At 66.7% G+C, this 14,321-nt stretch carries 12 protein-coding genes; 7 read left to right on the forward strand and 5 right to left on the reverse strand.

Annotated features, from left to right (window positions below):
• Window positions 1-12 precede the first annotated feature (12 nt).
• From ACE026_RS01990 to ACE026_RS02000, 3 genes are read left to right on the forward strand one after another with little or no spacing between them, the layout of a single operon-like run.
• Entirely contained in the window at window positions 13-1,653 is a 1,641-nt protein-coding gene (locus tag ACE026_RS01990) for a GMC family oxidoreductase (RefSeq protein ID WP_486037495.1), read from the forward strand.
• Complete coding sequence (locus ACE026_RS01995) at window positions 1,650-3,047, forward strand: c-type cytochrome (RefSeq protein ID WP_486037497.1); 1,398 nt, start codon at window positions 1,650-1,652, stop codon at window positions 3,045-3,047. Before ACE026_RS01990 ends, ACE026_RS01995 begins: the two co-directional genes overlap by 4 nt.
• Window positions 3,044-4,315: a carbohydrate porin gene (locus ACE026_RS02000; protein ID WP_486037499.1), complete on the forward strand. Its 1,272-nt coding sequence runs from the start codon at window positions 3,044-3,046 to the stop codon at window positions 4,313-4,315. The genes ACE026_RS01995 and ACE026_RS02000 overlap by 4 nt, the downstream gene beginning before the upstream one ends.
• A 45-nt stretch (window positions 4,316-4,360) precedes the next feature.
• Here ACE026_RS02000 and ACE026_RS02005 read toward each other — a convergent pair whose 3' ends face one another.
• A complete protein-coding gene (locus tag ACE026_RS02005; protein ID WP_486037500.1) occupies window positions 4,361-5,608 on the reverse strand; it encodes an arsenic transporter in 1,248 nt (415 codons plus the stop codon).
• 156 nt (window positions 5,609-5,764) lie between these two features.
• On the opposite strand from ACE026_RS02005, the gene ACE026_RS02010 reads away from it, so the two are divergent.
• A complete protein-coding gene (locus ACE026_RS02010) occupies window positions 5,765-6,121 on the forward strand; it encodes a YkgJ family cysteine cluster protein (protein ID WP_486037502.1) in 357 nt (118 codons plus the stop codon).
• A gap of 29 nt (window positions 6,122-6,150) precedes the next feature.
• Here the strand turns inward: ACE026_RS02010 and ACE026_RS02015 are convergent, their stop codons facing one another.
• Genes ACE026_RS02015 through ACE026_RS02030 form a run of 4 tightly spaced genes read right to left on the reverse strand, consistent with a single transcriptional unit; the run spans window position 6,151 to window position 10,805 of the window.
• On the reverse strand, window positions 6,151-7,263 hold the full coding sequence (locus ACE026_RS02015; RefSeq protein ID WP_486037503.1) for an ABC transporter permease: 1,113 nt from the start codon (window positions 7,261-7,263) through the stop codon (window positions 6,151-6,153).
• Window positions 7,260-8,447, reverse strand: coding sequence for an ABC transporter permease (locus ACE026_RS02020; protein ID WP_486037505.1), 1,188 nt, complete (start codon window positions 8,445-8,447; stop codon window positions 7,260-7,262). The genes ACE026_RS02015 and ACE026_RS02020 overlap by 4 nt, the downstream gene beginning before the upstream one ends.
• Complete coding sequence (locus ACE026_RS02025) at window positions 8,444-9,460, reverse strand: HlyD family secretion protein (protein ID WP_486037506.1); 1,017 nt, start codon at window positions 9,458-9,460, stop codon at window positions 8,444-8,446. Before ACE026_RS02025 ends, ACE026_RS02020 begins: the two co-directional genes overlap by 4 nt.
• Window positions 9,453-10,805, reverse strand: a complete 1,353-nt coding sequence (locus ACE026_RS02030) for a TolC family protein (RefSeq protein WP_486037685.1) — start codon at window positions 10,803-10,805, stop codon at window positions 9,453-9,455. The genes ACE026_RS02025 and ACE026_RS02030 overlap by 8 nt, the downstream gene beginning before the upstream one ends.
• Before the next feature lie 139 nt (window positions 10,806-10,944).
• Here ACE026_RS02030 and ACE026_RS02035 point away from each other — a divergent pair, with 139 nt between their 5' ends.
• The 3 genes from ACE026_RS02035 to ACE026_RS02045 all read left to right on the forward strand — a co-directional run bounded on the left by ACE026_RS02035 (window position 10,945) and on the right by ACE026_RS02045 (window position 14,308).
• Complete coding sequence (locus ACE026_RS02035) at window positions 10,945-11,391, forward strand: energy transducer TonB (protein ID WP_486037508.1); 447 nt, start codon at window positions 10,945-10,947, stop codon at window positions 11,389-11,391.
• A 278-nt stretch (window positions 11,392-11,669) separates the two neighbouring features.
• The gene (locus ACE026_RS02040; RefSeq protein WP_486037510.1) at window positions 11,670-12,689 is read left to right on the forward strand and encodes an alpha/beta hydrolase; all 1,020 of its coding nucleotides are present in this window, start codon (window positions 11,670-11,672) and stop codon (window positions 12,687-12,689) included.
• On the forward strand, window positions 12,689-14,308 hold the full coding sequence (locus tag ACE026_RS02045; protein ID WP_486037512.1) for an N-acyl-D-amino-acid deacylase family protein: 1,620 nt from the start codon (window positions 12,689-12,691) through the stop codon (window positions 14,306-14,308). Before ACE026_RS02040 ends, ACE026_RS02045 begins: the two co-directional genes overlap by 1 nt.
• Window positions 14,309-14,321 lie beyond the last annotated feature (13 nt).

Below are 14,321 nucleotides of genomic sequence, written 5' to 3' on the forward strand. Positions count from 1 at the left end.
GGAACCCCTCTCATGAAAGCTCCGGTTTTCCGTGATGGCGACGCCGATGCCGACGTCGTGATCGTCGGTTCGGGCGTCGTCGGTGCATTGATCGCCCACCAATTGGTGCGCGCCGGCAAATCGGTCCTGGTCCTTGAGGCCGGCCCTCGTCTGAACCGTTCCGACGTGGTCGAGAACTGGCGCAACGTCAGCTTCGAACGGCGCATCGGCAGCGATTTCCAAGGGCCGTTCCCGCAATCGAAATTCGCGACGGCGCCTCTGTATTTCCCCGCCAACGATTACGTCGGCCTGACCGGCCCCGATGCCAGCAGCTTCCACCAGGGCTTCATCAAGGCGGTCGGCGGCACGACCTGGCACTGGGCCGCGTCGTGCTGGCGCCACCTGCCGGTCGACTTCAAGATGCAGTCCGCCTACGGGGTCGGCCGTGATTGGCCGATCAGCTACGAGGACATCGAGCCGTACTACTGCCGCGCTGAAGAGGCCATGGGCGTCTCCGGGCCGAACGATCCCGCGCAGCAGAGCCCCTCGGAGCGCTCCAAACCGTACCTGGCCGACATGATTCCGTGGGGCAACGGCGACACGGTGTTCGCCGAGGTGGTCAATCCACACGGCTACAACCTGGTGCCGATTCCGCAGGGGCGCATGATCAAGCCCTGGAATGATCGCCCCGCGTGCTGTGGCAACAACAACTGCCAGCCGATCTGCCCGATCGGGGCGATGTACAACGGCGTCCATACCGTGCAGGCCGCCGAAGCGCTGGGCGCCAAGGTGCTGGCCGAAGCGGTGGCGTACAAGATCGACACCGATGCGCAGAACCGGGTCACCGCCATTCACTGGTATGACAGCGACAAGGTGAGCCACAAGGCTACCGGGCGCAGTTTCGTGATCGCCTGCAACGCGTTGGAGACGCCGCGTCTGCTGCTGCTGGCCGCCAACGAACAGAACCCGACCGGCATCGCCAATTCGTCCGACCAGGTCGGGCGCAACATGCTGGACCACTCCGGCTTCCACTGCTCCTTCATTGCGGACCGCCCGATCTGGCTCGGGCGTGGCCCGGCGCAGTCCAGCTGCATGGTCGGGCCACGTGACGGCGCGTTCCGGTCGGAGTATTCGGCGACCAAGATCATCCTCAACAACATCAGCCGGGTGGCGATCGCCACCGACCAGGCGTTGAAGATGGGGCTGGCCGGTGAGGCGCTGGACGCGGAGATCCGACGCCGCGCGATCTACGGGGTGGACCTGTCGATCAGCCTGGAGCCGCTGCCCGACCCGAGCAACCGCCTGACGCTGTCCAAGACCCGCGTCGATGGCCATGGCCTGGCCTGCCCGGACATCCATTACTCGCTGGGCGACTACGCGCGCAAGGGCTACGACAAATCCTGCGAGCAGCTGCGGCACATCGGCACGCTGTTCAATGCCGAAGAATTCGTGATCACCACGGCACTCAACGCCAACAACCACATCATGGGCTCGACCATCATGGGCGCCGATCCGCGCGATTCCGTGGTCGATGGCGATTGCCGCGCGCATGATCACCCGAACCTGTGGCTGCCGGGCGGCAGCGCGATGGTCTCGGCCAGTGTGGTCAACAGCACCTTGACCATGGCTGCGCTGGCCCTGCGCGCGGCCGATGCCATCGAGCGTGCCGCATGAAGACCGTCCTGCTCATCGCATTGGGCCTGTTGGCCGGCGTCAGTCACACCGCGCGCGCCGATGACACCGTCGAACGTGGGCGCTACCTGTCCGTGGCCGCGGACTGCGTGGCGTGCCACACCAGCCCGAAGCAGGGCAAGCCCTACGCCGGCGGCTACGCCATCGCCTCGCCGCTGGGCGAGATCTGGGCGAGCAACATCACCCCGTCCAAGTCCCACGGCATTGGCAACTACACGGAGGTCGATTTCGCCAAGGCGGTCCGTGAGGGCGTACGCAAGGACGGTGCCCATCTGTATCCGGCGATGCCGTACACCTCCTACGCCAAGCTGACCGACGAGGACATCCACGCGCTGTACGTCTACTTCATGCAGGCGGTCGCACCGGTGAATGAAGAAGCACGTACCACCGAACTGCCATTCCCCTTCAGCGTGCGCTCGTCCATGTCGGTGTGGAATCTGCTGTTCCTGGACAAGACCCCCTTCAACCCTGATCCGGCGCAGAGTGCGCAATGGAATCGGGGTGCCTACCTGGTGGAAGGGTTGGCGCACTGCTCCAGCTGCCACAGTCCACGCGGGCTGATGATGCAGGAGGTGGGCGGCAAAGCCTTCGCCGGTGGTTCGCTGGGCGATTGGTATGCGCCCAACATCACCTCGCACCCGATCAGCGGGATCGGCGGATGGACCGATGACGAACTGGCCCAATACCTGAAGACCGGCCGGGTTGAGGGCAAGGGGCAAGCCGGTGGCGGTATGGCCGAGGCGGTGACGAACAGCCTCTCCAAGCTGCGCGATGAAGACATCAGCGCCATCGTGACTTACCTGCGCACCGTGCCGGCCGTGGCCGACAAGGACGCCACACGTGCGGCCTTTGCCTGGGGCGACCCCACCGCGGCGCCGGGCGAACAGCCGGTGCGTGGCACCGATGCGCCCCTGGCCTCCGGTGGAGTGCTTTATTCGGGGCTATGCGCAAGCTGCCATGGCCCCCAAGGGGAGGGCAGCAAAGACGGCTATTACCCCTCGCTGGTGCACAACAGCACCGTCGGCATGACCCGGCCGCAGAATCTGGTGGCCACCATCATCGGCGGCATCGACCGCGAGGTGGACGGCAAGCACGTGGTGATGCCGCACTTTTCGGAAGGTTCGTACGTTCAGGCGCTGAGCGATGCCGACATCGCCGCCGTCGCGAGCTACGTGCGGACCACCTTCGGGCCCGGTGACCAGGTCACGGAAGCCCAGGTCGCGCTGATCCGCGATGGCGGTGAGAAACCGCTGCTGGCCAAGATCGCGCGCCTGTGGCTGCCGCTGCTCATTCTGGGGCTTGCGGCTGTCGTGGTGGTGATCCTGCTGGTGCGACGCGCGTGGACCAGGCGCAAGCAGCGGAGGGCCTCGGCATGAAGCGCACTTCCCTCGTTGTAAGCCTCGGGCTGCTGGCATCCGCGGCCGTCCTGCCGGCATGGGCGGCTGAACCACAGGTCCCCAAACCCAAGGCCGTGGACACCATTGCCCAGACACCGCTCAGCGCCGACTGGGCGGCCCGCACCTGGCTGCAGGACCGAGGCGTGACGCCGAGCGCCCGCATCGTGATCGCCACGGGCGTCAACAGCGACGGCTACAAGGGTACCGGCTGGTCCACCGCCGAGCACGTTGATTTCGGCGCCATGATCGATACCGGCAAAGCCTTCGGCTTTGACGGCACGATGCGGGTGGTGTTCTCCGACCGCTTCGGCAATGCGGTCAATGACCGCTCGACCGGTTCCTACGTGCAGAACCAGGCGTTCTATGGCCAAGGGCAGAACCTGCGCTTCAACGAGCTCTCCTACGAGCGCTGGCTCCTGGACAAGCGGCTGAGCCTGAAGGGCGGCTTCTACTCGATGGGCAACGACTTCGGCGGCTTGCCGTACACCTGCAATTTCAACAACAACGGCCAGTGCGGGCATCCGCTGGGGCCGATCTACAGTTCCGGCTGGCTGGACAACCCGACCGGCCAGTGGGGCCTGCGGGTGAAGTGGGCCGATCCCTCGGGCTGGTACGCACAGACCGGCATTTACGATGTCGTGCCGATGCGCAAGCAAGCGGGTAGTGGTTTCCGCGTGTCCGACCGTGGCAAGACCGGCCTGTTCCTGCCCGTGGAAGTGGGCTACAGCCACGGCAACACTGGCGAGCACTACGGTGGCACCTACAAGGCCGGCTACTACCTGGATACCTCCAACGCCGACGACATCGGCAATCCGGCCGCACCGCGCGCCTCGCATCGCAGCGGTTCGTACATTCAGCTGGCGCAGCGCGTGCTGAAGCCCGAAGGCGACACCGTGCGCGGTCTCTCGGTATTCGGTGTGGCCACGCGTGCGGATGCCAAGACCGGCCTCATGCGTTACTCGTGGGAAGCCGGCCTGAGCTGGCGTGGTCTGGTGGCCTCGCGCGAGGATGATGTGCTGAGCCTGGCATGGACCCGGCTGGATATCTCCGACCGTCTTGCCCAGTACCAGCGCATCACCGGCAAGGACGTGCAGAGCAACGAGCAGTTCGTGGAGCTCAACTACGGTGTGCAGGTCACTCCGTGGCTGGTCCTGCGGCCTGCGGTGCAATATGTGGCCCGCCCTGGGGCGTATGAGAGCCGCCCGGACAGCTGGGTGTTCACGCTGCAGGCGCAGGCCACGCTGTGATCACACGGCACTGCGTCACACCAGTGCCACGACGCCACGGCATCGCTACAGCAGCAGCAACGCCGCGATCAGCGCCGGCGGCATCACCAGTACCCCCAGCTTGAAGAACTGCAGGGCGCTGACGTTCTCGCCCTCCCGACGCAGCGCGACCAGCCACAGCATTGTGGCCAGCGACCCGGTCACCGAGAGGTTCGGCCCCAGATCCACGCCGATGAGCAGCGCCGCGCGGGTGTGCACCGGCAGGTCCGCCATCTGCCCCAGCGAGCCGGCCACCAGCCCGATGGGCAGGTTGTTGGCCAGATTGCTCGCCACCGCTGCCGCGATCCCTGCCACCCAGCTGGCTTCCGAAGGCGAGGTCCGTGCCAGCGCTTCCAATGCGTGCGCTGCCGTGCGGATCACCCCGGTCTGGGCAACGGCCTCGACCAGCACGAACAGGCCTGCCACCAGGGGCAGTACCCCCCAGGCGACGTGCCGCAGTATCGGCATGGCACTGCGACGCTGGCGCAGGCGAACCGCCGCCAACGTGAGCGCACCGGCGCAGAAGGTCGTCACGCCGAGCGGGCCGTTCATCGCCGAGGTCGCCAGCAGCACGATGCCGGTGAGCCCGACACCGATGGCGCACAGGCGACCGCCCTCGGACAGGGCGCGGTGCTCGATCCGCTCCGCCAGCGGGTGTGCGATCTGACGGCGTTGAGCCAGGCGCAGCACCAGATACGTCATCACGATCGCGGCCAGCGACGGCAGGCTGAACTGCCGCAGCCACTCTGGCAGCGAGGGCATGTGGCTGCCGAACACCACCAGGTTGGCGGGATTGGAAATGGGCAGCACGAAGCTGGCTGCGTTGGCAATGAACGCGCAGACGAACAGGTAGGGCAGTGGATTGGCGCGGGCCGCTTTGCAGGCCGCGTACACCGCCGGTGTCAGCACCACGGCGGTGGCGTCGTTGGACAGGAACATGGTCACCAGCGTGCCGACCAGGAAGACCAGATCAAACAGACGCCGCCCGGATCCCTTGGCGTGCTGGACGGCATACATGGCCAGCCAGTCGAACAGACCTTCGTGACGCGCCAGCTCGGCCAGCACCATCATGCCGATCAGGAACAGGTAGACGTCGCCGCCTTCCGCCACTGCCGCGATGGCCGTCGGCACGGGCACCAGCCCGGTCGCCACCAGCAGCACGGCAGCGCCCAGTGCCCAGACATACTCGGGGATCCGCCACGGACGGAAGATGACACCGAGGGTGGCAACGGCAGTCACTATCCAGATGATCAGGGAGGGTGTGGGGACGTGCATGGAGGGGTTGCTTGGGCACACGGCTTGGCGAACGCGACATCATACCCAGCGAGCGGGGGAACCATGCCTGCATGCCCAGATGAAGCCCCCGGATACGCCGCGTTTGCCAACGCGTTAAAATGGCCCACCGCCGACGCCGCTCCAAGGCCCATCGCAATGCCTTACGCCACCCGCGACGCGATCCAGCGTCTGCGCGACCAGATCCCGACCTTCCGCTGCATCGTGGGGTGCACGGATTGTTGTGGCCCGGTCACCGCCTCAAGCGAGGAAGTGGCGCGGCTGCCGGTCAAGACCGATGCCGAGCACGCCGCCGCACTGGAGGACCTGAGCTGTCCGTATCTCGGCAAGCAGGGCTGCGAGGTCTACGAAGAACGCCCTTTGATCTGCCGCATGTTCGGCACGACCCCCAGCCTGCGCTGCCCCAACGGCCAGCGGCCGGTCTACATGCTGGATGAGTCGGTGGAGAAAGAAATCCATCACTTCCTGCGCAGCACCCGGCAGGTGCTCATCTAGCAGCGCGAGGCCTCCAGCGAGGCCCAGGATCAGTTCGACCTGCGGGTACCCAGCCGCCATATCGCCAGGCCGCCGTATAGCACCAGCAGCGCGAGCAGGGTCCAGAGCTCGTGGCTGACTTCGCCCAGGCTGGCATCCATCTGATTCAACCGCACCATCAGGTTGATGCCGGGGGTGGTGGGCAGCAGGTGCGCCAGTGCGACCAATGCCGGCGGCGAAGTGACTGCCGGCCAGGACAGGTTGGCCAGGAAGAACAACGGAATCGAACAGGCGATCACGACCTGGAACGCGCGCTCGCGAGTGGCGAAGAAACTGCCGACGAACAAGCCGAATGCCACCGTGGCGGCGATGAACAACGTGCCGCCCAGCAACTGCCCGAATGGATTGCCACCGCGCGGGTAGTCCTGCACCCAGGCGGTGAAACCGGCGTAGTAGAGCAGGCCGAGCAGGCCGATGGCGCCGAAGCCCGCCGCCATGCCGGCCAATGTGGGCAGCTCGAAACGCAGGCGCCGACCCAGCGCCCACCGCCGGGCGCCGAGCAGCACGCCGATGCCCATGAGCAGCGTCTGATGCACGATCAGCTCCGCCACGCCGGGCACGATGGCGCTGCCGTACCCTTCCTGCGTGTTGAACAGCGGCCGCTGCACCAACGTGATCGGCGGTGCCTGGGGTGCCCCCATGAACGCCGCCTGGGAGACGGCCGCCTCACGCGCGAACGCGGTCAGGGCCTCGGCCACGCCGCCGAGCACCCAACTGGCGCGGCCAAGGTAGGCACCGTTGCCCATCAACACCAGATAGCCGTGGCCGCCGCGCAGAATGTCCCGTTCAAGGTTGGCCGGGATCAGCAGAATGCCTTCGGCCTTGCCGGTTTCCAGCACATGGCGCGCCTGGTCGATACTGGCCGGCTGATCGACAATGCGGACCGTGTGCAGCGCATCCACCCGTCGCAGCAGCTCACGGCTGGTTGCACTCTGGTCGTGGTCGACCACCACGATGGGCAGATTGCTGGCAACCTGGTGGCGGTACGCAGCAGGGTAGAAGAACGAGTACAGCACCACCGCGCCGACCATCAGCACAACGGCATAGCGGTCGGTGAGCACCGTGCGCAGGGTCAGGCGGAGGCTGTCGACGAAGCGGCTCATGCGCCGGTCCCGTGCGGTGCGCCCGGTAGCACGGGATCGGTGCTGCGCGCGGCAGCGATCAACCGCCAGCCACCGATGCCACCGGCCACCAGCACCATCAGCAGCAGCGTCCCCAGTGGCCAGAGTGAGACACTCCACGGCGCGCCGACGAACTGCTGCTGGGTCTGCAGCTTCACGTAGGCGGTCAGCGGCAGCAGGAGATTCCAGATGCGGGTGAACAACGGCGCATCCACCACGGGGAAGGTGGCGCCGGAAAATGCCAGCGCGGTGCCGATGCTCAAGCCGATCGCCGAGAGTGACGTACCCATGTCCCGGGTGAGCCCGACAAACAGCAGGGCTACCGCCGCACAGGCCAGGTAGAACACCGGTTGCCCCAGCATCAGCAGCAGCGCGCTGCCGGCGATGCCATCGCCACGGAGCAGGGCAAGGTAAAGCACCCCGAGCGCACCGTAGACCGAGAACAGCAGAACGTACGGCACGACTTTGCCAGCGATCGCCGACCATGGGGTGTCGCCCAGCCAGTCGCGCAGGTGCCCATCGCGGACCTCACGGCCAAGGCTGGCTGCAACTGCCAGTGCCAGCCCCAGTGAGAGGATCGCCGGGAACAGCAAGGGCAGCAGGAACAACTCATAGCTGCGCGCCGGATTGTGCAGGATGTCCGACTGCACGGCGATCGGTGGCGCGCGCAGCTTGGCCGGGCCGACCTGCTTGCCGATGCGCTCGCCCAGCAGCCGCGCGTTCCAGGCGCTGACCGCCTCGACGATATCGCGCACCGCGGATTGGCCGGTGGTGAGGTAGGTGGCGTTGTAGTACGCGAACACCGTGCCCTGTTCGCCGCGCAGTGCCTGCCGCGTGGCATCGCGCGGCACCAGTACGACCGCAAAGACGTCCAACCGGCGCAGCTGCGATTGTGCCTCGGCCAGGCTGGACGGCTGGCTGGCCACGCTGACGCCGGGGCTGGCATCGAGCATGCGGGCCAGCTGCCGGCTTTCAGCACTGCGGTCCAGGTCGACTATGGCGATGGGGATGTCGCGCATCACCGAGGCGGCAAACAGCCACGCCATCAGCCCCAACATCACGACGGGCAGCAGCGTGATCAGCAGCAGATCGGCACGATCGCGGCGCAGGTGCTGAAGCTCGCGCTGGAACGAGGCCGCAGCGCTCGCCCACACCGGCCGGCTCATCCCTGCGGCCACCCGAACAACACGCTCATCCCGGGCCGGAAGCCTTCCACCGGCTCGACCGGGCGCAGCCGGATTTCGAAGCTGCGCACGTCATACCCGGATGACTGCCGGGTGGCACGCCACGTGGCGTAATCACCGGCGGGATTGATGAAGTACACCTCGAACTCCGCATCACGATCCAGCGCGGGGACCGTGCCACGCAGACGGGTTCCGACCTTCAGACCCCGCATCTGCGACTCGCGCAGGTTCACCGAGACCCACATGCGATCGATGTCGACCAGGGTGAAGACCGGGTAGCCGGCAGGCACCAGCTCGCCGATATCCGACATGCGCTTGTTGATCTCGCCGGCCACGGGCGCGCGGCCATTGACCTCATCGCGGGCGGCGTTCACTTCTGCCACCGCGCCCTGCGCCTGGCGCACCTGGCCCTGGGCGGCGCGTTTGTCCTGGTCGCGCGCGCCGGCCAGCGCCTGGTCGTACTGGGCCCGCGCGGCGTTGGCCAGCTCGCGCGAACTGCGCGCCTGGGCCAATGCCTCGTCACGTTTCTGCCGCGTCATCACGCCTTCGTTGAAGAGGTTCTGCACGCGCTGATATGTCGCATCGGCCAGGGTGGCACCGGCCTCGGCACGTTTCCAGTTGGCCTGCGCGGCGCGGATATCCTCGCTGCGCGCGCCTTCATCGGCTTTGTCGGCCACCGCACGCGCCGCTTCGAGTGCACCGTGCGCCTGTTCTTCCTTGGCGGCGACTTCCGGGCTGTCCAGCACGAACAGCACTTGGCCGGCGGTGACCCGGTCCCCCTCGCGCACTTTCAGCTCGGCCAGCCGGGCGGTGATCTTGGCGGCCACGTTGATGGTGTCGGCGTCGGCCATGCCCTGCAGCTGTTCGGCCGGGGTGCGCCAGGCCAGCCACAGCCCAAGCACCACCACGATCGCCAGCACCAGCCCGATGAGGATGCCGACCCTGCGTTTTTTCGGCGGCGGCGCGTCGGCCGGTGCCTGCAATGTGTCATTCATGCGTGATCACCTCGTCGCCCCGGCGGCGGAATTCTTCATATCGGTCCATCTGTCCACTGATCTCCAACAGCTGGGCCAGCGCCACGTCATATTGATAGGCCGCCTGTGCGCGCTCCACCTGCGCGCCGCCCAGCCCCAGCCGTGCATCGATGACGTCCAGCGAGGTGGCCTGGCCCTCGCGGAAGGCCAGCTCCTGCAGGCGCAGGTTTTCGCGGTTCTGTTCGATGCTGCTGTCCAGCAACAGGTACTGCTGGCGGGCGGTGTCCAATTCGTACCAGGCCTTGCGCACGCCCAGCGTCACCTGGTTCTCGGCTTCGCGCAGGCCGGCTTCGGCCTGTTCCTGCTGCGCGCGGGCGGCGCTGATCTGGGCCGGGCGTGAGGTGGGCGAGAGGAAGGTGTACTTGAGGCCGATGCCGAACGCCCAGTCCGGGTCGGTGAGCATTTCGTCGCGGCGGCGGAAGTCGTACTGGCCGAACAGGAAGATGGTGGGCTTGAGCTTGGCCTGCTGCACACGCACGCCTTGCTCGGCCTGCGCCACCAGGGCGCGCAGCCGGGCGATCTGCGGCTGCCGGGCCTGTGCATCGCGTTCGAAGGCGGGCAGCGCACCGATCGGCGCGCGATGCACGAACAGAGGCGACAGCGGCCGGACTTCACCGCCGCTGCGCAACAGCGTGGCCAGTGCCGCCTTCAGGGTCTGCAGATCATTCAGCGATTTCTGATAATCGCGCTCGGCCTTGTCGCGGGCGACGTTGGCCTGCAGGCGCTGGGCGCGGGTGGCGAAGCCCTCGCGCTCCAGTTTCAACGCATCATCAAGGTGGCGCTGCAGCCCATCGCGCACCTCGCGACGCACATCCACCGCCTGCTCGGCGAGGCGCTGGCCGAAATAGGCCTGGGCCAGCTGTACGCTCAAGGATTGGCGCTGCGATTCGCGCTCGGCGCTGGCCTGGTCGGTCGCGCCTGCCGCGGCCTGTTGGGCGGCCGGGATCAGCCCGCCGGTATACAGCGGCAGCACGGCAGTGACGACGGGCCGGGTACGCCAATCGCGCTCGGTGAACTGCAGTGGCGAGTCGATGCCGAAGGCCTCGGCAACCGGGGCAAGCGAACCGAGGGGCAGGGTCAGCGTCTTCTGAAACTGCAGGCGGCGCACTTCCCCGGTTATCTCCGGAAGACGCAGCAGACGGGTGGCGTCCTGCAGGTCCTGCTTGTTACGCACCGACGCATCCGCCGCGGCCAAGGCATCGGAGACCTGCTCCAGCCGCTGCTGGGACTGCTGCCAATCCAAGGCGGGGATTACAGCGCCGTCGGGCGCGGCTTGGGCGAACGCAAAAGCACTGCAGAGCAGCAGGGGAAGACTGTAAAGTCCTTTTAGCGCGCGCGTTGGCGGCCATTGCCGGCTCACGAGGGGGCAGCTCCATGGGGTGTAACGGCAAGAGGGTAGTGTGCGCCGCGTGAAGTGCGGGTCTTCACACATCTCGGTACCCTTGTTGTCTTTGCCCATCAATGGACTGACTGCGGACAAGTCGAAAAGCGGCTGCAGCTTCGGCGATGAGGCGTTTCTTCGCGGTAGCGTCGGCCCCCTCGCCAACACGCCACTGCCCAGCACGCCGGCAGTAGACCCTGTGCAGGTACGCGCGCCGTCGGCGCGCTACCCGCTGGCGGCCTTCAGGGAGGGGCGAGAGGGAGAGGGGCAGTTTCTGGTGGATGTGGATGCACAGGGGCGCACCTTCGGCGCGAACGTGGTGCGCAGTTCGGGTCACCGTGACCTGGATCGCTCCGCTCTGGAGTGGATTCGCACACTCCGGTTCTTCCCCGCCATGGCCGGAGGGATGCCGGTGGCCGGCCGTATCCGGATGCCGGTGAAGTTCGAGATCGGCGGGCGGCAGATGCCTGAGGACAAGATGCATATTCCGGCTACTGCGCCCGCCGAGTAGACCGCCCAAGGCCCGAGAGCAGTACCTCCAACGCCTCTGCCCCATCGTGGTCAGTCCGCTCAACCTGACCCGGGCGGCCGGCCAAGTGGCGCACTGCACATTGACAATTCTCCTATCAGGACGTTTATATCCCATTCGGGATGATTGCCTGCCGCATGGGTCAGTCCTCCCTTGAACGCTCTCCGGGTCGGATCCGTGGGGCGACACGCGCTTCAGTACGCCATTCAAGAGAGCACGACATGACAGCAGTAAAGGGTTGGCGGCGGTTTCGGCGATGGGTGAAGTGGATCCTGCTGGGTCTGCTCGCGCTCGTGATCCTTCTCACCCTGGTCGGGGTGGTGTACGAGGCGCTGGCGCGCCGCAATGCAGAGGTGGACCACCCGCTGCGCGGCCAGATGGTCGATATCGGCGGACGCCAGATGCACATCGAGTGTCGCGGCAGTGGCACCCCGACCGTGATCTTCGAGTCCGGCCTCGGCACGGGCGGCACAATGGACTGGACCCGGGTGCACGACCGGATCGCCCGCTTTACCCGTGCCTGCGCCTACGACCGCGCCGGCATCATGCGCAGCGATGCGAAGGACACCCCGCAGCGTGCGTCGGCCGTGGCCGATGACCTGCACGCCCTGTTGAAAGGCGCGGGCATCACCGACCCGCTGGTGCTGGTCGGCCATTCCATCGGCGGGCCGTACATCCGGACCTATGTGGGGCGCTACGGCGAGCAGGTTGCCGGGCTGGTGATGGTCGACCCCTCGCACCCGGATCAGATCGCCCGGCTCGGCAGCGTGGTGAGCATCGATGTCCACCCGAAGAAGGTGTCGCTGTTGATGCATACCGCCACGGCACTGTCGCGGACCGGCCTGGTGCGCTTCCTGTTCTCGCGCGCCGATCATGGCCCACGCCCGAAGGATGAGGCCGCGGAGATCACGGCCTTCTCCAGTGCCTCGGTCACGGGCGCGACCGCTGAACTCGACGGCTTCGACAGCACCATGGACGATGCCCGCGCGGTCACGTCGTTTGGCGACCGCCCAGTGATCGTGCTGACCGCGTTGAAGCCGTTCAAGCCCGACGAGCTGAAAAAGATGGGCCTGACGGCGGAGGAGGGCGCGCGGTTCAAGCAGGAATGGCGCACGTTGCACGCCGAGCAGGCCGCCCTGTCCAGCCGTGGGCAGCGACAGATCGTGAGCGATGCCGGCCACTACATCCAGATCGATCAGCCTGATCGCGTCGTGGCTGCGGTTCGCGAGGTCGTGGATGACGTGCGTGCGCAGGCGCGCACCGACAAGGAGATGAAATGATGAAACGCACCCTGCTCTGGGCGGGCGTATCGATGCTGTTCGCCGCCAATGCGGCCGCCGCCGATTATGACCTGGTGATCCGTGGTGGACGCGTGCTCGACGGCGCCGGCAATCCGTGGGTCCGTGCCGATGTGGCGGTCAAGGAGGGGCGCGTGGTCCAGGTGGGCCAGGTCCCCGGGCAGGGCACCCGCGAGATCGACGCGACGGGGCGCTATGTGTCGCCGGGCTTCATCGACATGATGGATCAGTCCGGCGCGGCGCTGCTCAAGGATGGCGCGGCCGAGAACAAATTGCGGATGGGCGTGACCACGCTGATCGGCGGCGAGGGCGGACCGCCGGTGCCTGCGGCGGGGATGCCGGGCTACTTCAAGCAGCTCGAAACGCAGGGTATCGCGGTCAACTTCGGCACGTACTACTCCTCCACCCAGGCCCGCGTGCATGTCATGGGCGATGCCGCCGGTGCGCCGACCCGGAAGCAGCTGGATGCCATGGGCGAGCAGGTGAAAATCGCCATGGAAGCCGGCGCGTTCGGTATCTCCAGCGCCTTGATCTATGCACCCAGCAGCTTCCAGAGCACCTCGGATCTGGTCTCGCTGGCCAAGGTGGCCGCGCAATGCGACGGCTTCTACGCCACGCATATGCGTGACGAGAGCGAGGGCGTGGTCAAAGCCATTGAAGAGGCCATCGAGATCGGCGAGAAGGGCGGCGTCAAGGTAGAGATCTTCCACTTGAAGGCTGCCTATGCGCCGGAGTGGGGCAAGCTGATGCCGCAGGCGCTGGCGACGATCAATGCAGCGCGGGACCGCGGCGTCGATGTTGCCGCCGATCTCTATCCGTACACCGCCGGCGGCACCGGGCTGGAAATCATCGCGCCGAGCTGGGTCTGGGCGGATGGCCTGGAGAAAGGTATCGAGCGCGTGCGCGATCCCAAGGTGCGCGAGCGGATGAAGAAGGAGGTCGCCGCCGGCTCGATGCCGGGCTGGTCGAACCTGGTGCATGCCTCGGGTGGATTCCAGAACGTGCGTCTGGCCAACAGCTTCAGTGACAAGTACCGGCGCTTCCATGGCAAGACGCTGGCCGAGATCGGTGCCGAACTGAATCTGGATCCGGCCGATGCGGCGTGGGACATCGCGCTTGAAGGGCTGCCCAATCGGGCGGTCGCGCTGTATTTCATGATCAGCGAACAGGATGTGCAGCTCGCGCTGCGCCAGCCCTGGGTCAGCATCGGCAGTGACGCGGCCGCTGCGGTGAACTACGGCAGCGACGGCGCCATTGGCCTGCCACACCCGCGCGCGTATGGCACCTTCCCGCGCATCATCGCCGAGTATGTGAAACGGCAGCAGGTGCTGACGCTGGAGGATGCGGTCCGCAAGATGACCAGCTGGCCGGCGCAGCGGATGGGGTTGAGCGATCGCGGGCTGATCCGTGAGGGCATGCGCGCCGACATCGTGTTGTTCGATCTGGACACGCTGGATGATGTGGCGAGCTGGGACGCGCCCGCCGGCGCGCCGACCGGCATCGAAACCGTGATCGTCAACGGTGTGGTGAGTTTCGAGGGCGGCAAACCTACCGGCGCCCGGGCGGGCTCGGCGCTGCGCCATCAATGCCGCACGCGCTGATCCACGTGCGCGC

It is taken from the genome of Stenotrophomonas sp. AGC87 (assembly GCF_057333975.1).

Coding starts and splice junctions, on each gene's coding strand:
- ACE026_RS01990 (WP_486037495.1), top strand. CDS start 13: ATGAAAGCTCCGGTTTTCCGTGATGGCGACGCCGATGCCGACGTCGTG.
- ACE026_RS01995 (WP_486037497.1), top strand. CDS start 1,650: ATGAAGACCGTCCTGCTCATCGCATTGGGCCTGTTGGCCGGCGTCAGT.
- ACE026_RS02000 (WP_486037499.1), top strand. CDS start 3,044: ATGAAGCGCACTTCCCTCGTTGTAAGCCTCGGGCTGCTGGCATCCGCG.
- ACE026_RS02005 (WP_486037500.1), bottom strand. CDS start 5,608: ATGCACGTCCCCACACCCTCCCTGATCATCTGGATAGTGACTGCCGTT.
- ACE026_RS02010 (WP_486037502.1), top strand. CDS start 5,765: ATGCCTTACGCCACCCGCGACGCGATCCAGCGTCTGCGCGACCAGATC.
- ACE026_RS02015 (WP_486037503.1), bottom strand. CDS start 7,263: ATGAGCCGCTTCGTCGACAGCCTCCGCCTGACCCTGCGCACGGTGCTC.
- ACE026_RS02020 (WP_486037505.1), bottom strand. CDS start 8,447: ATGAGCCGGCCGGTGTGGGCGAGCGCTGCGGCCTCGTTCCAGCGCGAG.
- ACE026_RS02025 (WP_486037506.1), bottom strand. CDS start 9,460: ATGAATGACACATTGCAGGCACCGGCCGACGCGCCGCCGCCGAAAAAA.
- ACE026_RS02045 (WP_486037512.1), top strand. CDS start 12,689: ATGAAACGCACCCTGCTCTGGGCGGGCGTATCGATGCTGTTCGCCGCC.